Source organism: Dyadobacter sp. 32 (genome assembly GCF_902506755.1).
Lineage (GTDB): Bacteria > Bacteroidota > Bacteroidia > Cytophagales > Spirosomataceae > Dyadobacter.
Genome location: NZ_LR735258.1, coordinates 4,084,283 through 4,101,904 on the forward strand (window position 1 = coordinate 4,084,283; position 17,622 = coordinate 4,101,904).

At 45.3% G+C, this 17,622-nt stretch carries 10 protein-coding genes; 2 read left to right on the forward strand and 8 right to left on the reverse strand.

Features of this window, described 5'->3' with window-relative positions; genetic code table 11:
- The first annotated feature begins 42 nt into the window (after nt 1-42).
- Both DYADSP32_RS16490 and DYADSP32_RS16495 read left to right on the forward strand, forming a co-directional pair.
- Nucleotides 43-651, forward strand: a complete 609-nt coding sequence (locus tag DYADSP32_RS16490; RefSeq protein ID WP_149241714.1) for a dihydrofolate reductase family protein — start codon at nt 43-45, stop codon at nt 649-651.
- Between the two features lie 157 nt (nt 652-808).
- On the forward strand, nt 809-2,533 hold the full coding sequence (locus DYADSP32_RS16495) for a DUF4038 domain-containing protein (RefSeq protein ID WP_414617842.1): 1,725 nt from the start codon (nt 809-811) through the stop codon (nt 2,531-2,533).
- Nucleotides 2,534-2,843: 310 nt separating this feature from the next.
- Here DYADSP32_RS16495 and DYADSP32_RS16500 read toward each other — a convergent pair whose 3' ends face one another.
- From DYADSP32_RS16500 to DYADSP32_RS16535, 8 genes are all read right to left on the reverse strand, one after another.
- Nucleotides 2,844-4,895, reverse strand: a complete 2,052-nt coding sequence (locus DYADSP32_RS16500) for a hypothetical protein (RefSeq protein WP_414617843.1) — start codon at nt 4,893-4,895, stop codon at nt 2,844-2,846.
- Between the two features lie 92 nt (nt 4,896-4,987).
- The gene (locus tag DYADSP32_RS16505) at nt 4,988-6,760 is read right to left on the reverse strand and encodes a c-type cytochrome (protein WP_149241712.1); all 1,773 of its coding nucleotides are present in this window, start codon (nt 6,758-6,760) and stop codon (nt 4,988-4,990) included.
- 78 nt (nt 6,761-6,838) lie between these two features.
- Complete coding sequence (locus DYADSP32_RS16510; protein WP_149241711.1) at nt 6,839-7,768, reverse strand: RraA family protein; 930 nt, start codon at nt 7,766-7,768, stop codon at nt 6,839-6,841.
- 166 nt (nt 7,769-7,934) lie between these two features.
- Nucleotides 7,935-9,032: a PKD domain-containing protein gene (locus tag DYADSP32_RS16515; protein WP_414617844.1), complete on the reverse strand. Its 1,098-nt coding sequence runs from the start codon at nt 9,030-9,032 to the stop codon at nt 7,935-7,937.
- A 2-nt stretch (nt 9,033-9,034) separates the two neighbouring features.
- On the reverse strand, nt 9,035-9,997 hold the full coding sequence (locus DYADSP32_RS16520) for an amidohydrolase family protein (RefSeq protein WP_149241710.1): 963 nt from the start codon (nt 9,995-9,997) through the stop codon (nt 9,035-9,037).
- Nucleotides 9,998-10,188: 191 nt separating this feature from the next.
- The gene (locus tag DYADSP32_RS16525) at nt 10,189-12,390 is read right to left on the reverse strand and encodes a right-handed parallel beta-helix repeat-containing protein (protein WP_149241709.1); all 2,202 of its coding nucleotides are present in this window, start codon (nt 12,388-12,390) and stop codon (nt 10,189-10,191) included.
- 92 nt (nt 12,391-12,482) lie between these two features.
- Nucleotides 12,483-14,069 carry a RagB/SusD family nutrient uptake outer membrane protein gene (locus DYADSP32_RS16530; protein WP_149241708.1) on the reverse strand — a complete coding sequence of 529 codons (1,587 nt, stop codon included), beginning with the start codon at nt 14,067-14,069 and terminating at the stop codon, nt 12,483-12,485.
- An 11-nt stretch (nt 14,070-14,080) separates the two neighbouring features.
- On the reverse strand, nt 14,081-17,590 hold the full coding sequence (locus DYADSP32_RS16535; RefSeq protein WP_149241707.1) for a TonB-dependent receptor: 3,510 nt from the start codon (nt 17,588-17,590) through the stop codon (nt 14,081-14,083).
- Between the last annotated feature and the right edge of the window lie 32 nt (nt 17,591-17,622).

The window sequence follows — 17,622 nt, forward strand, 5'->3', positions numbered from 1 at the left end:
GTGTCAACCGAAATAATGTCCAACCTTTCATCCTGAAACACCATGAGAAGGATTGTTATCAACGAGCATATTAGCCTGGACGGCGTGATACAGGGGCCGGGAGGGCCTGACGAAGACACCACCGGCGGCTTCGAGCTGGGCGGATGGAGCGCAAAGTATGGCGACGAATTATCGGGGAAGACGATCTTTGACGCCATTCAGGAGGATTATGATTTGTTGCTGGGGCGGGTTACCTACGACATTTGGGAGCCATACTGGCCATCCCAATCCGGCCCGATCGCCGACAAATTCAACGGGATCAATAAGTATGTAGGTACCCGCACCTTAAAAGAGTCCAGCTGGAAGGGTACTATTTTGTTGAATGGCGATACCATTGAGCAGGTAAAGGAATTGAGAGCCAGTGACGGGATTGATCTGCATATGTGGGGCAGCGCCGATTTTATCCAATCCCTCTTTCAACATGGTTTGATTGATCAGATGAACCTTTGGATTTATCCGGTGGTGCTGGGTAAGGGAAAGAAGCTATTCGCCGGAGGTACAATTCCAGGCGGTTTTAAATTGATTAAACATGCGGTGGCTTCCACCGGGCTGATTTTTGCCAGTTATGTAACGAATGGCGCGGTGCTGCTTGGACGGGCCGGGGAGGAGTAGGGTAATCGCGCGGGTACACGCATGAGGGTGAGGTATTATGACGCAACAAAGGACAGAACAGCCAGTCGAGTAGATTTGCATGCATTCAATATTTGGTTCTTATAAAACCCGATCGTTATTACTGAAAACGATCTGTCACTTTACCAAACACAAGCTTATGATAACAGCACCTTTGTGTCGCCGTGGGTACTCCCGCATGCATAAATCAGGTCAGTATCCGGGGATCGCTTTGCTGTACATCATCCTATTGTTATTTTGCCCGGCGGCAGCGGAAAGCAAGGGTATGGTGGCTAAGACCGAGACCAATAAAATGGTTGAGCTTAGCTTCACAACCAACACAAAATACGATGACCCATTTAACAGGGTAGAGCTCGATGCGGTTTTCACGGATCCGTCGGGAAAACAACTTAAAGTGCCCGCTTTCTGGGCCGGCGGCAGTACCTGGAAGATACGGTATTCGTCACCATTGCCAGGGAAGCACTCTTTTACAACGTTATGCTCAGCAACCGGGGATAAAGCCTTACACCATGTAAAGGGGAAAATCGAGGTCAGGAAATACCAGGGTGACAATGTGCTGCTCCGGCGGGGTGCCCTAAGGATAGCAGCCGATCAAAGGCATTTTGCTTATGGAGATGGCACACCTTTTTTCTGGATGGGCGACACCTGGTGGATGGGCCTCACCAAAAGACTTGTTTGGCCAGAAGAGGTGAAGTTGCTGGCTGACGACAGGATAAAGAAAGGCTTTAATGTGGTTCAGATCGTTGCAGGCCTTTATCCCGACATGCCCGCATTTGACCCTCGCGGTGAAAATGAAAACGGCTTTCCATGGGAGGAAAAATATAGTAGCATCAGACCCGCCTATTTTGATGCCGCCGACAACCGCATTATTTACCTGGCTGAGCAGGGAATCGTACCCTGTATCGTGGGAGCCTGGGGGTATCACCTTCCCTGGTTAGGTTCTGAAAAAATGAAAAAGCATTGGCGTTACCTGATTGCCCGATGGGGCGCTTTGCCTGTGGTGTGGTGTGCAGCCGGTGAAACGACCATGCCATTTTACTTATCAACCAATAAAGCGGCTGATATCGTGTGGCTAAAAAATGAATGGACACATGTAATACGTTACATCAAGGAAACAGATCCTTTCGATCGCATACTTTCAACCCATGCGGCACATCATGCTAAAACGACCAGAGAATCCATCACCGAACCTGCCTTGCTCGACTTTGATATGCATCAAAGCGGCCATGGCAATGTAGCAGCCAGGCAGGCTGCGCAGGCCCTTGACGGATGGCGTATCAATCCACCGATGCCTGTTATGAGTGGGGAATCACGTTATGAAGCACTGGCCATACCCAATCCCTTACCGGCGGAGGCACCAAGAAGTGCTTTTTGGGCACACACCGTTAACAGCGGGCTGGCAGGCCATACCTATGGTGCCAACGGCGTATGGCAATTAAATGGTATTGACAAGCCGTATGGCAAGTCGCCGGGAGGTAATAACTGGGGGACTACGCCCTGGAATGAGGCTATGAAATTGCCGGGTTCTTCTCAGATTGGCGCCGCCAGAAAACTGATTGAGTCCATTCCGGGTTGGAGCAGCTTTCAGCCACAGCCGGGAATGATCACCCAATGGTCGTCTGCCGATATGCCTGTATTGGCCGTAACCGATGATAATCAGTCCGCACTGGTGTATCTGCCGTCTGCGGGAAGTATTACCATTACTCTCCCTGCAACAAACCAGCCATATAAAGCCTATTGGTTTAATCCTGTATCGATTGTTAAGGAACAGGAACTTACGCTGAATACCGATGGTTCTGGAAAGCTGTCGGCCACCGCACCGGGCGGTAAACAGGATTGGGTATTGGTATTGACAAAACCCTAGAGAAGTATAAACATTGTGAAAAGCAGTACCCAGGCGTATGCTTGAAGACTTGCCGAATAGGAAACTTGATTGTCCAGGGCCGTTAAAATCGTGGCAGCGCTCGCCAAAAAACCGTTTGATGAGCAAGGAGGAGAGGTCCCGCTCCGACGTACCGACCGCAGGGTTACTTTTTTGCCTTGACGCAAAAAAGTAAAGCCACTCAATGTTGGACAAATACAGTTTTGGTTTAACCACAATAAATCATACAAACCAAAATTTATGCCTTTAAGGGTATGAAGATGCATAAACGCTAATCATTCCTGCGTGATCCCTATTTTATTGCAACCTTTCCACGGTGCCAGGGAAAAGCATACGAGGGCTTGTTTACAAACCTTCGCATACCAATATCCAATTTTATGGAAGCACCCGGAGGTAGCTCTACAACAAAATGTGGATTATTGACATCGACCTTGACAGCTCCTTTTTTAGGATTGCTGCCTTCATCTTCTTTTTCCTGCTCGTAAGAAAACGTGGTAAATGTATGTTCGCCAAAAGCACCAGCCTGCAAAATAACCCGACGACTTTCTATGACATTAAGATTGACGAGATTTACCACCGTACGGTCTGCTTCCAGGCCTTCCACCAAAGCGGCCACGTCTTTTGGAAGACCCGGTTCCTGCTTCTCGGCATCGAAATACCTTAGGGTAGCCCGCAGGAGTCCGCCATTGTAAATGGTTTGCGGCGTGCCCATAGTGGTTTGTATCAAAGCCTTGGTGATCACCGGATTATTGGGATACAAGTCGTCTCCGTTGATTTTAGAAACATCCCTGGGATCATTTTGCATGAAGTTCATTCTTCTCACTACTTCTTTATAATCTGCCTTTAACGATTCAACGGGCCAATCCGGATTCTTTCCTGCATAATACATAAGTCGTGCATGCTCAGCGCTGCCGAAAGTTCTGTCACCATTGCTTATTTCCTTGCTCCAATCAAACGGTTCAGCGGGTTCCCAAACTTTGTTATCGCCTTCATTAAGTGTATTCGTCCCCCAAATACCTTCATCCCATAAAGGATGGTATTTGTTTCCTTTCATGAGTACTTCTATTTTTTCCCAATCGCCTTTGTCCATAGAAGCATGCCATAAATGGGCCAGATCCTGTATCATCATGGGACGATAACTAAACCAACCTTCTTTCTTATAACGAAACGGCACCAATAACTGCCCCTCCTTTGTAGTCTTACCTCTTTGCATCAGGCTGGTAATCTGTGATCTTAACAAATCCAGATACTTCGGATCTCCCGAAAGCAGATAAGCACTTTCCATGGCTACGGATAATTGGGAGAACATCATCATCAGGCCATACCGGCCGTACCATCCGTATAAGCCACCCCACCATTGACCATTGCGATACTCTCCCACTTTACCTGTCTGCCCGATGTTGTCGGGTAACAAACCTCCATTATCTGTAATGCGTTTCATCCAGGCATCTACATAGTTCAACACCCATTGTTTGTACTTTTCTTCACCGGTATATAAATACGCATTGGCCATAAGTCCGGTCGCTGCCAGGTTAACAGGCACATCTGTACGGGTAACCATCTGATCATACAAATCTTGTATTTGCTTTTTTCTTTCAGGAGCATCAGGCCAACCAGGTTCCAGGTTCGGAATGATCGGGTAGAGAGAAGCATGCCCGTAACGCAGGTTATAGGTCGCATCCGAGCTGGTCAAAGGCCCTTTACTTCCCGTGAAGATAGATTTGATAATATGGTGCTTTTCGTCAAAGTTCTGCGCTTCCGGATCCTCATTTAAATACAATCCCGCAAAACGTCTTGCCCGCTGTATGTTTTCGGGGAGTGAAGGATCGCCTAATGCCAGGTTATAGAATGCAGTTAAGCCCTCACTGATATGAAAAAAATCGTCGTTCCTTGGGTATTCCTTATACAATTGGTGAAAATAATCAATCGAATCATTTGAATAAGCGGTGTTACTCCGGGTGATCGCATTATATTCCTTTACAGCTGTTTCATAAAGAAATCCATTTCCCGATATGGCATAAAGCTCCGGCCAGTTGTAAAACATCTCATACACATCATCGTAAGGGCCTTTTCCATAAATAGTGCCATCGGGGCGGGTAAATCTTTTCAAATAATAAGGCGCACCCTGCTCCATCACGTCGATGAGTTGCCGTTGCATGATGGCCCATTCCGGCGGAACCGATATGTTGCGGGCTTTTACGACAGCCATTGCATTTACAATTTTGTCATATTCCAACAATTTGGAGGGAGCGGCAGGGATTGTTGTAGACTGTGCCCTTGCAGAAAAAAAAGCAGCACTTAATAAACTCAATGCAGTCAATCTTAAATTAATACCAGTTCTCATTTTAATGTTTTTTGCCCTATAAAATGTAGTCGTTCAACACAAACGTTGTCCTTTATCAAATCTCTTCCGATGCTAATACCTGTACTTCCCCTCTATTTTTTACCCGTGGTGCTGAGGTTTAGTTTTTTCCTGGAAGCCGCCACTTCGGCTTCCAGAATGATTCCCGAATTATTTGTAAAGTTTAACCTGGTGTAGGTAAGGACTTTGGCAATGTCAGCATCGCTCATAAAATCATGCTTGGGCATTACACCTTCAAAGGATTTACCTTTTACCTTAACCGGACCTTGAAGACCTTTCAACAGCACATTGATTAGTCGTTGTTTATCACCATTCACCCACTCCGATCCATTGAGGGGCGGAAAACGATTGCCGTCGCCTTTGCCATCTTTCTGATGACATGAAATGCAATAAGTGTTATAAATTTTTTCGCCACCACCTGCCATACCCACGGCAAGGTTGTCCTTCACCTCGTCCGGGGTTCTGATGGCTATTCCTGTTTTCCGCTTTTCCATTTCGGCTAACTGTGTTTTACCAAAATTCTCTTTACTGCCCTTAAACATGACGCGCCATATTTTTCCTTTCACATCATCACCGATGTACAGTGAACCATCGGGTCCTTCCGCCAAACCCATCGGACGATAGGCTGCGTCGCTGGAACTTAAAATGGTATCCTTTTTGGCAAAACCGTCTGCAAATACCTCCCATGGTCCCGACGGAGTACCATTTTTGAAAGGAACAAAACAAACTATATATCCGGACTGCGGATAAGACGTCCGGTTGGCCGAACCGTGAAATGCAATAAAAGCACCATTTTTATAACGTTCCGGGAATTGATTACCGGTATAAAAAAGCAGGTCATTGGGTGCCCAGTGACCAGGAAACCCTATCAGTGGCTGTGCATATGAAGCACCCTTTCCCTCTTTTTTCCCATCCCCACCATACTCGGGATTTAACAATTTCTTATTTTGTATCTGATCATAATAGTAGTAAGGCCATCCGCCATCCATCCCTTGGTCCACCTTAAAGAATTCCTCAGCAGGAAGCATTGCACTTTGCCAGTCGGTGTATAAAGATGGCCAGGTTCGCTTAAGATCATCCCTCCCGTGCTGCAGGGCATATAAGGAGTTGTTTCCATGACTCCAGTCCATTGCGATCACACTTCGGATGCCGGTAGCATACCGTACTCCATCCTTTTTAGTTTGACTTGTTTTATTGGCATCGAACCGCCAAATTCCTGCGTGTTCAGCGAGTTCCAGGCATGGATCCTGCCCTACGCTCCCTGGCTCTCTGTTAACTTCCTGGCAAACATTACTGGTAGATCCAAACGCAACATACATGTGCCCCTCTCCGTCAAAGGCAAGGGTCTTGGCAATGTGTTCGACTTTATAATCGTCTCTAAGTATCAGTTCTATTTTGCTTTCAGGCACCAGTTTGCCGGGTGTCAACTTATTCCTATATACGGCTCCCTTGGTACTGAAATAAACATAATCGTTGTATATTCTCATACTGTTAGGGCCATAACCACCCTCCTCCTGATAATCCCCAAAATAGGCAACACGATCTGCCTTACCATCATGGTCGGTATCTCGCAGTGCAGCATTACCAGCATTCCGGCCACCCGTTGTCAGTTTCACGTATATGTCGCCATTCTCATTCACGGCCAGATGCCTCGCTTTGCCTATACTATCCACAACCACCACAGCTTCAAACCCTTCTGTTAAGATAAGACCTCCATTATTCGGGTCACCTTCGGGCAATTTTTCCTTTTGAGTACAGCTTGTAAGAAAAACACCGGTTAGCGAAAAAAGTAACACCCCAAATAACTTTGATAGAATAACAGTTTTGCTTGCTGTAGATAAAATCATTTCAGTACTTATTAAAATAAAAAATTGTCGTGCCTGGGTATACCAGTAATTCAACTACCTGTTGGTGTAAATGAATTTTTACCAGGTTCTGGTTTTTAATAACTCCTCGATTTCTTCTTTCGGAACAGGCAGATCACCAATGTTCTTTTTTAGCCACATCGAAAAATCCTTTTCAATTTCAGCGGTCCATCTGCCATCAATTTGCCCGGGCGTATACTTCCCTTCCCGAAGCCGGCTGTGACCAAACTGATCCCTTAACAGTACAAGTTCACCCGTTTTTACAACTTTCTCTGCCAAATGAGGAGGAATAAAGATTACCCCGTCGAGTTTCCCAAGTACAATATCGCCGGGCAATACGGTCACAGAACCAATACGGATCGGAATGTTAATACCGGTAAGCATCATCTCCTGCTGGTAAGAAGGATGACTCCCTCTGATGAAAGAAGTGAATCCGGGTATTTCCCTTAATCCGTCCAGATCCCGAACGGTGCCGTTGATCACCACCCCATTTCCAGATTTTGCAGCAATGGAAGTACCCAGGTTGTCGCCAATGATGGGCCCGTTTTCAACCTTGCCATAAGAATCCGCCACGTACACATCGCCTTTGCTCAGCATGTCAATCGGCCAGGATACCATATCCCCGATCCGACCATCCTTTACCCCCTTTTTCTCTAATAATTCCCTTACTTCTTTGCGAAGCGGCATGTATTGCGCCGTGAGTACGCGGCCGACCAGGGTTTCACCGGAATGTATATTTTTCCAGTTCTCTTCATACTGGTGCGGGTAGCCTTCTCCTCTTAGTACCGACCAGGCTTGTTCCAGGGATATTTTTTTCATGCGTTCCAGGATATTATCCTTCACCTTTGGTCGCCCGTCAGCAAAACGTTCCCCTTCCCATTGCGCTGTAATTGCAATTAAATCCTCTCTGCTTAGTGTAATATTTTGCGCATTCGCAGACAGGAATGAAAATAAAAAGATAACCGCCAAGGCCAGATCACTGTATTTCATATTGATACTTTGATGGAATTGATTTTAGGATTTGTGAGGAACCAATGGTACATGAGACCTGAGCATGATCTTTTACCAGAATTGTTTATCTGCATTTGCTGCTGTAGTCAATAAACAGGATCACGATCTTGCTTGACATGCCGACTGCAAACAAAAACAAGCGAGCCTATTTAACCGCTACATCCCATACCTTTGCCATTCGCGACTTTCCGGACGGGCCCTCAACCCATAGCACAACTACGTACATGCCTTGCTTTTCATACGCATGTATCGGATGTTGTTCGCCGGATGTTTTTCCATCGCCAAAATCCCATTTCCAGGAGGTTATCTGCCCTATTGATTCATCCTTAAAAGCGACCAGACGACGGTTCATATCGATTACTGAAAATGACCATTGCGCATCGATGGGTTTAAGGAATTTACTTTCCAATGGCATCAGGCGGAAAGGGAGCAGGAAAGACGCATCGCCATACATTTTACGTTCCTTACCAAGTGTCCAGAATCCGTTGTTATTATGATTTCCCTTCGTATTCACATCGTCATAATCAATGATCGCCCAACTGATTCCAATGGTCTTATTTTCGGTCAATACGGATTCGATAGCCCTGGACGGACCTTCATGACCTGCATAATCAAAAGGTGTGATCCAGAATTCCAGTGTAAACTTACCGGAATCGCCCGGAGTAAATTTATAATCGCTGGCCGCGTTGGCATAGGGCAGGTTTTTGATCCAGGATTGACTGCCCCATACAAACGCCCATTCCTTTCCGACGGCCGGCGTATAGATATGATAGTTTTGCGCATGCGCTCCCTGGAAAGAAAAGTAGGCATCCATGGGATCCAAATCTTTAAACACGTGAAAAGGACTAATAAATGGTCCGCCTGACCGATCTCCATCCACCACTAATTCGAAAATATCATTGTGCAGATCAGGCAATGAAAAATCCCAATAATTATCGTAAGCCTCGTACAGAAAATACAGCCTGTTCATGCCTTTTACCCAGCCCACTTTCACCTTTACATCCAGATCCTTCGGGTTATGAACTTTGTGTGCACCACTTTCCCGGGTGTCGGTCAATTGGTTCATTCCCACACTATACGCTTCTCCAACCAGATCCCAATCATTTGTTTTCCCATCAATGGATGGAATCCTATCCGGTGGAAACTGAAATACTTTAAATGCGCGTGACTCCTGGGCAAACGACATTATTACAGGCAGACAAACAAGTATCAGCAGATAAAGTGAACGGTGGAAAAAAATCATGGCTAAATTTTATAATGCCTGATGGCGTTATCATGAAACAATTTTTTCTGCTCTTCGAAGGATCTGTCTTTAACCACTTGTTTCAAAATATTCACCCAACCAGCAAGCGACATACCTTTCAGGCACCAGGGCCAGTCACTGGCAAACATCACTCTCTCGGCACCAAAAATGTCAAAGCAATGATTAATTACCGGAGCCAGATTTTCTGCAGTAACAGGGTAGCCCGTCGAACGGGACACGAGACCTGATATTTTGCACACTACGTTTTTTTCGGATGCCATAGCCTTCATTCCCGTTATCCATTCAGCGCGGTCGTGGTCAGGTTTGCCATAAACTTTTTGGTCAAAAAAAGCTTTTGGGTCAGCATTTCCGCAATGGTCTGCCTGGAATTGTGTGTCAGGACAGGCCCGTATCAGTTTTGCCATATCGGGAAACCAGGCAGGAGGAATAATAAAATCAAAGCGCATATCCATGTCGCCTAAAAAACGGAGATTGTCCACAACGCCGCTGTCCAGCATGGATTCACGAGACTTAAATCCGGCCCGAATGCCCTTGATGCAAGAGGAGTTCTTAAACTGCGACATGTACCCCCTGAAATCATCCATATAAAGATCCGCCGAAACAACAGCCCCTACCGTAGGGTTGCGCTTGTCTCCGCAAAGCTCGATCGCATAAAGCGCCTCTTCATAACGTTTATCCCGCGGCACTGCGACCTCCATATACACTGACTTTACAATATTCAGCCCTTTAATTACCCTTTTGTATTCTGCAATTCCATAATTCCCGGCAACCGGCGGGTGAGCCCAATCCTTCCCAAACCGCTCAACATCAACCAAATGCTGGTGTGTATCCACTATGGGAAGTGATCGTGTATACATCCGCTCGCCGACATCTGACAAAGCGTCCCCACCAAGAGAGGCTAATCCCAGTACAGATGCAGATGTCAAAAATTCCTTTCTATTCATAAGGTAAGACGGTTATTGCGGTGATGGATCTTATCACGAATTGTGTTGTAAGACAGCTTGTCGTTGGCCGATCCATCGTTTCTTATTAGTCAGGACACCCCCTAAGGAAGGCCGATAGTGCCACAAAAGAAATCGTGATCAGGTCTAATACCAACCAATTCTACTCCAGGAATGCCGGAAACCGATATCATTTATTTTTTCAAAACAGGCCAGCTTGCTCGATTGTCATGTTGATAAAGCCCAATTTTATCGTATGGAACCTGTTGAAAACCACGCTTCAAAGCCGGGGAGCCCGCATCCAATTGGAATTTTCCGTCCCTAGGGCTTTTCTGATTGGCAAATAAAGGGTTGGCTACCACAAAACCTTTTGACAAGCTATCTTTAACTGCCGAATTGGGTGCAACTACATTGTCGGTCATTGTGATGTAGGGACGAGCCTTATCTTCAATAGACGTTCTCCAGAAACCCACATTCTTATCCCAGGCACCACCTTCACAAATGTTATTGGAAATCACATTGCCCTTCGGCGCTTTGGGCTCATCGTTGATCATATTAATCAGTTTCGGATACCGTGTGCTGTACGGGGGTTTGTTATAAGCAGTACCTGAAATCGTACCCTTTTCTTTTTCTTCCTCAATCCATTCCTCAGGATGTTCATGCATCCATCCTAATCCCCGTGCATCCACATGCAGGGAAGGTACACAATCGATAAAGATGTTGTTCAAAACATTGTTATCTCTACCACCACCAATCATCATGGCGCGGGTTACCTTTTCAAATACGTTCCCAATAATATCAACGCCTGAAAATGCATCATCAAGGTAAACGCCTACACATCCCTTCTGCTCGAAACCCGATATATCGTGAAGATAATTGTAGCGAATTACGTTTCCCCGCATGGTCCAGTTACGACCGGCATAGACGGCACCCGCATCGTTTGATTCATAGCAAACATCGGATATTTCATTGTACTCCATGACATGGTCATTGCCGTTGAAGTATATAGCAAAATGCGGAAGCTGCGATATAAGATTATGGCTGGCACGGTTACCCACTCCATTCAAAGAAATTCCTGCAAAATAGACACGTTTGATTCTTGCGATCTCGTGTATATAATTATTATCTGCAAAACACTCTCCGGGCATAAGCGTTTTGCGGTCTCCGGCATCGATTTTGATCCCCCCCGCACCTACATTGTATATATCGCAACCCACTACGCCATTCCGGTGGCCACCATGTACCGTAACGCCCTCGTCTCCGGAATTCCTGATTGTACACCCTACAAGTAAAGCATCCTGACAAGCTTCCATTTTAACCACCGTTTCTCGGGATCCTTCCAGTATCAGCCCCTGTATCGTTAAAAATGAAGCCTCCCGGACATTCAGGATATTTTTATTTATGGAAACAAAAGCATGACCCGCTGTAACGTCTGACGGCGGATAAAAATAAAGGACACCCCTTTCTCTGTCTACATAATACTCCCCTGGCTCATCTATTTCCGAAAGCAGATTAAATCCATAGAACCATTGGCCCAAACGATAGCCATAGCCATGATATGGAGGAACAACTTCGATGATTTTTTTCTCTGTATCAATTTTGGAAATTTTGTGGCGTTGCTCAGCCCAATCCCAAAACCAGTACCCATCAACCCATGCATCTTTTTCATTTTCCCATTCATTTATTCGTTGGTCCTCATAAATGAACTTGCCTGTTTTATCCCCCTTGGTGCCTCTGACATCTACCGGAACTTCATTGAGTAATCCTGTTATTTTCACAAACCCCTTATTGGGATAGCGTGATACCCACATGGGCTTGTCATTGAAAAACAATTCTATCCCCCCTCCTCCCGGAGATCCGAAATCGTTTATACCAATAGCCGAAAGATCCGACTGATATACCTTTCCGCGGGCATTTGAATTAAATTTACTCAAAACCGCCTCATCTGTTACCAGATCCCATTTCGAAAGCTTTTTCCCCGCTGACAAGCGCACTGCTTTACCTTTCTCACCAAGATATACAATCCGTGACAGAGCATCGGAACCGCCATCCTCAGCTCCCAACTCAATGGCCCCTGGTAACTCATAAAGGCCTCCCTGAATCTCTACCACGACATCTCCTTTGGGAAGTTTCTTTTGTTTTTTCAATAGGCGAATCGCATCCCTGGCTTTCTCTATGGTTGCAAAAGGGCCATTGGTCTTATTGCGGTTAGGCTGGCTCAGCTTTCCTGACCAGCCATCATTTCCCAGGGTTGAGACATACAACTTTAAACCCGGTGCAAAAGCCGAAGCTCCTGGTGAACCCTCGGCAAATGAACTTACCGCAACCATTGCAATAAATAAAAACAAGCATTTCAATTTCCCTGAGAGGGCAGGTTCTAAAAACAACTCCTTCATTTTTATAATTTTACGAGAGTCTGTTTATATGGAGATACTGTGACCTCCATATAAACTACATTATATCCAAAAGTCTGTGGAATACCCCTTATCTACTCATAGCCTTCGTTTAAAAGTTTTTCATTAATTGGCACATTCCAGACAAAGCCCTTATCCGTGTAAGGTACAGATCCTGGTCCCCGATCACCATTGGGAACTTCCCTTTTCATGCCCCTCAAATAGTCAATACGATCGCCCTCACCAAACATTTCAACGAGCCTTTCATCTCCAATAATCTGTTCGGTAATGGCAGAAGCAGTAATGAAGTGAGTCGACGCCTCGTAAGTCATACCCGCCACAGTGGCATTCCAAGCGCGCTTTCTCACGATATTCAGGTCCTTTGCCGCGCTCTCTTTATCGCCTGCTAGAAATGAGCAGATAGACCTGTTGAGATACATTTCTGCCAGCCTGATCTGAGGAACGTTGGTAAAATTACCCCCGGGCCCTCTGAAATACTTATTATTAACGATACTGCGCCACGCCATGTTTACCCTCTTATCATAGTAACGGCCGGGTACCTGCTTCGCGGTAGGAATATTTCCAGGTTCACGAACAAACAATAACTGGGTAAATCTTTTGTCTTTTCTGGCTGCCAGATTAATCGTGGTATCGGTTTTTGGGTTCGTCATCCATTTAAGCCGCTGTAACACCGTCGGGTCCATATAAGTGGCCGTCCAGTCGCACGGGGCTCCGTTGAACAGATTAGTAAAGGTGGTAGCATGTAAATTTTGCTTGCCAAGTACCTTATCATAACTAGGAATGTACATGATGGTTTCTTTACCACGCGCTAAGGTGCTTTTGTTAAAAGCTTCAATCGGATCTTCACTCAGATTATAATCACCCCCGTTTTGTTCAATTACCTCATTGGCATATTGTTTGGACTTTGTATAGTCCCCCATAGCAAAATAGGTACGCGACAACATGGCTTTGGCTGCAAATTTATTAGCGCGTCCAGCCTCATAGGACGGATGCATTTTACCTGCTATATATCGTTCCGGCAACAGATCATGGGCTTTTTGGAAATCTGCCAGAATCTGTTGCCAGATTTCCTGAACAGTGCCTATCTGAGACTTTACGGCAATGTCATACGAATTAGACGCAGTCGTTCTCAGCGGTATCTGTTTAGCATTATTAGCGCCGCCAGGCACATAGGCATCTACAAAAAGAGTAGCATTCATGTAATAGGCGTATCCCCTTAAAAAGTAGAGCTCTCCCATTATCCTGTCAAGATTATGGGTTTTGTCGTCGCTACTTATACCAGGATAGGGATTACCGTCTTTATTCTCAACAAATTCTAATGCATCATTAATGGATGCAATGACCCGATAAGATACTGTGAATGTCGCATCCGTCCAGTCCTTATTGTTTTCCGTGTCCCTATACCATCCCCAGGCGGCATCACCAGGTGTGGACCAGGAAACATCGTCACCTACTGCGTTTTTGAATAAAAACCAATAATTAAATACATTTCCCCAATCATCGGTTGCAAAAAGCTGCCTGTACGCACCCCTTGCCGCTCTGTCGAATTCGGTAACACTGGTCCACGGGCTTTGAGGAGGTCTTTCAAGTTCAAAGAAATCCTCTTTACACGAGACGGTCAGCAATGATAACATGCAAATCAACAATATATATTTTTTCATGATACTAAATATTAGAATTTAACATTTACACCTACAGTTGCAGAAAATAGTTGGGGTAAATCCCATTGGGTGGTAAAACCTTGTCCTTCCGGATCCCATCCAGGATACTTTGTGAGTGTATATATATTTTCCACATTGCAATAAATTCTTGCATTCTGGAATATCTTACGCACTCTGCCTGATGTAGGGATGGTGTATCCCAAGTTTACAGACTTCAATTTCACGAAGTCTCCTTTAAACATCCACTGGTCCAGCGGGGAGCGAGGGTCGCCCATGCCAACAATGGTTCCATCTTCCAGCTTGACATTGTTTAACCAATCCAACCGTTGATACTTTGCTACATCCCCAGGCTTTTTCCAATAGTTGTCTACAAACTCTTGTGGAATGGCCCCTGAACCTGTTCCTCCGCTCTGAATCATATCTCTCCAGAAATGATCCAGAATATAGTTTCCTCCTGAAAATGTAACCAGAATGCTCAGGTCAAATCCTTTGTAATTAAACTTATTGGTTATTCCACCATAATAGGTAGGCATGGCACTTTTGCCCTTCTGGTGAAAAAGGTTCTGATTCATATTTGGGCTGGTAGCTAAAAGAAGTGTTTCGTTACCATCCCCATCCTTTAAGCGCCTGGTTTCACCAGTTTCATTGTAGTGCTCCTGATCTCTGGCATAAATCATCCTTAAACCCGTTTGCGTGTCAATCCCCGCAGATTCGGCTATGAAATATTCCCTTATACCGTTGCCAACTTTGGTAATGTATGGTGCGGAAAGCATGCCTGTTCCTGCCTTGTCAACCTGGGGAGTTAATTTCTTGACCTCATTGTGGTTAAAGGATATATTGAATGAGGTTGACCATCCAAGTTTACGTGATGAAGCAAGGTTATACGAAGTCACTGACAGTTCAACACCAGCATTAACCAGGTCTCCGATATTGCCCCAAATCGTGCTGATCCCCGCTGATGACGGTAATGCACTTTGCAAAAGCAAGTCGTGGACATATTTGTTATAGTAGGCGAGCGAACCATTGATTCGGTTGTTGAGAAGACCGAAATCAATTCCCACATCCAGGTTGTTTGTTTTTTCCCAGACTAAGTTCTGAACACCGATTGAAGATACAAGTGTACCGTCATTACCTAATATATCTGAACCCCCATAACCAAATCCACCTGTGTAGTTTGTCACATTCAGCTTTCCAGGTATGTTGGCATTTCCCGTTTGACCATAACTACCCCTGATTTTCAATAGATTATTCTCTCCGAATTTGCCCATAAACGCCTCATCCGAAAGTATCCATCCCGCTGAAAACGCCGCGAAGGTGCCCCATCTGTAATCAGGTGTAAATACGGAAGATCCATCTCTCCTGACACTCAGCCCTGCAATATATTTATCCTTAAATTTATAGTTAACACGCCCGAAATAAGACCGTAACATACTTTCATCGGTTAATCCTGAGAACATATTGTCTCGCAGAGCTGGCGAACCCAACTGTTGATAAGTCCCTACCAGGCCACGCCCTTCCATCGTACGGGTCCATCTGTTACCTTTCTGGGATTCTGTACCGGCCACCATATCCAGGGTATGATCGAGGAAGCCCTTGCTATACTTAAGATACAGATTGTAATTAATATTTTTGGTTGTGGTGGCATCATCCTGCGCCAGCGTACCGTCGTACCGAATAGCACTTGATACCCAAAAATTCCTGTTTGCCTGTATCACATCCGCAGACAACTCTGTTCTGGCAGAAAGTCCCTTTACAAAAGGAATGGTATATTCGGCGTAGGCACTCACCAGAGCACGGTAAAGATCCAGGTTCTCTAATAAATTCGCACGGTCACTCGTAGCGACCGGATTTCCAATTAACGGGTTATAGTACAATGCCGGATTAGCAAGACTATAAACTGGCTCAAAGGGAACCCTTTGATTATTTAAAGAACTGAACCCGCCTGATGTACCACTTCTGTTCCCATCCTCAACACCTCCCGACGAGTTTTTGCCTCGGTTTCCTTTGGATAACGATACATTTACTTTTGTTCCGATCAGAAGAGATTTTAATGGATTGAGATCTAAATTGGCCCGCAAACCGTAACGTTTAAGGTCTTCACCCAGCATAACGCCATTGTCATTTCTGTAAGTACCAGATACAAAGTACCGGGCGCTTTCATTGCCTCCGCTGGTTGAAAAGTCAGCACTCTGGAAATTACCCTGCCTCATTCCCTGTTCCAGCCAATCCACACTAATTGCCTCGGCCTGTTCACGTGTAAGAAATTCTGTTGCATACACCTTTTTTGAGTAGAAGTCATTCATATTGTAGGCTCCCAACCCAAAGCCACCCTTCGCCTCATCCTTTATGGCAAACCATTTCTTAGAATCATGAAGGAAATGAACTTTTTGATTAGGCAACTGCGAAATTCCCGTATTATAACCAATGCTCAGGGTGGGTTTACCGCTTTTTCCAGCTTTTGTAGTTACAATAACCACCCCATTGGAACCCCTGGAGCCATATATTGAGGTCGCAGCGGCATCTTTCAGGACATCAATAGATTGTATGTCTCCCGGATTAATCAAATCCATGGGTGACTGCTCCGCAGAACCATTATTGGTGATACCCGTATTGGTAACAATCGGAACACCATCAATAACCCACAGTGGGCTTGTACTGGCACTGATAGAACTTAGCCCCCTGATCTTGATATCTACCGAAGCCCCCAACCTGCCGGAACTGGATTGAACACTTACACCTGCCGCCTGCCCTTGCAATAAAGAATTGAAGTTCGTGGAGCCAGAGGATGTTTCGAAAATATCTGACTTAATGGTTGAAATGCTCCCAATTACATCACGTTTTTTCTGCGTTCCGTAACCTACCACCACCAACTCCTCAAGCGCCTTATCGTCCACCCTCAGAACTACCTGAAGTACTGTTTGTGCACCCACCTGAATCTCTTTTGACAGAAAACCCACAAAACTAAAGATCAATACCGCATTATTATCTTCAACCTCCAGTTTAAAAGTCCCATCCACATTGGTGATTGTTCCCTGTTGTGTCCCTTTTACCACGATACTCACACCCGGCAGGCCTTCACCGTTTGCATCATTTACCTTACCGGTTATTTCCTGTTTCACTATCTTAACCCTGGGCTCCTCTTTAATAAGCTCGGGCATTTTCGGTCTTACCACAATTGTTTTGTCTACCAGTGCGTAAGTCAGCGGCTGGTTTTCGAAACATTCAGCCAAAATCTGCTCCAGGGTGCCCTCAGATACACTCATTGTAACGGGTCTGGCCCGTTTTAGTAGCTCATCGTTGTAGATGAACTGGTAACCGCTCCGTTTTTTGATCATTTTGATCACTTGTTCCATAGGAGCCCTCTCCACCGCCAGTGATATTTTTTGCGAGATAGCGGCCGCAGTGACCTGCATACAGGCCACCCATGTCAACAAGACAACACTCAATTTCATCGTAAAAAGTATTTTAAATGAAATACGACGAAGCTTCCGGCCACTTTGGTAGCGTAGCTTTTTTTGCATAATTTTACAAAGTTTGGGTTTAGAAATAGTTT

Coding starts and splice junctions, on each gene's coding strand:
- DYADSP32_RS16490 (WP_149241714.1), top strand. CDS start 43: ATGAGAAGGATTGTTATCAACGAGCATATTAGCCTGGACGGCGTGATA.
- DYADSP32_RS16495 (WP_414617842.1), top strand. CDS start 809: ATGATAACAGCACCTTTGTGTCGCCGTGGGTACTCCCGCATGCATAAA.
- DYADSP32_RS16500 (WP_414617843.1), bottom strand. CDS start 4,895: ATGAGAACTGGTATTAATTTAAGATTGACTGCATTGAGTTTATTAAGT.
- DYADSP32_RS16505 (WP_149241712.1), bottom strand. CDS start 6,760: ATGATTTTATCTACAGCAAGCAAAACTGTTATTCTATCAAAGTTATTT.
- DYADSP32_RS16510 (WP_149241711.1), bottom strand. CDS start 7,768: ATGAAATACAGTGATCTGGCCTTGGCGGTTATCTTTTTATTTTCATTC.
- DYADSP32_RS16515 (WP_414617844.1), bottom strand. CDS start 9,032: ATGATTTTTTTCCACCGTTCACTTTATCTGCTGATACTTGTTTGTCTG.
- DYADSP32_RS16520 (WP_149241710.1), bottom strand. CDS start 9,997: ATGAATAGAAAGGAATTTTTGACATCTGCATCTGTACTGGGATTAGCC.
- DYADSP32_RS16525 (WP_149241709.1), bottom strand. CDS start 12,390: ATGAAGGAGTTGTTTTTAGAACCTGCCCTCTCAGGGAAATTGAAATGC.
- DYADSP32_RS16530 (WP_149241708.1), bottom strand. CDS start 14,069: ATGAAAAAATATATATTGTTGATTTGCATGTTATCATTGCTGACCGTC.
- DYADSP32_RS16535 (WP_149241707.1), bottom strand. CDS start 17,590: ATGCAAAAAAAGCTACGCTACCAAAGTGGCCGGAAGCTTCGTCGTATT.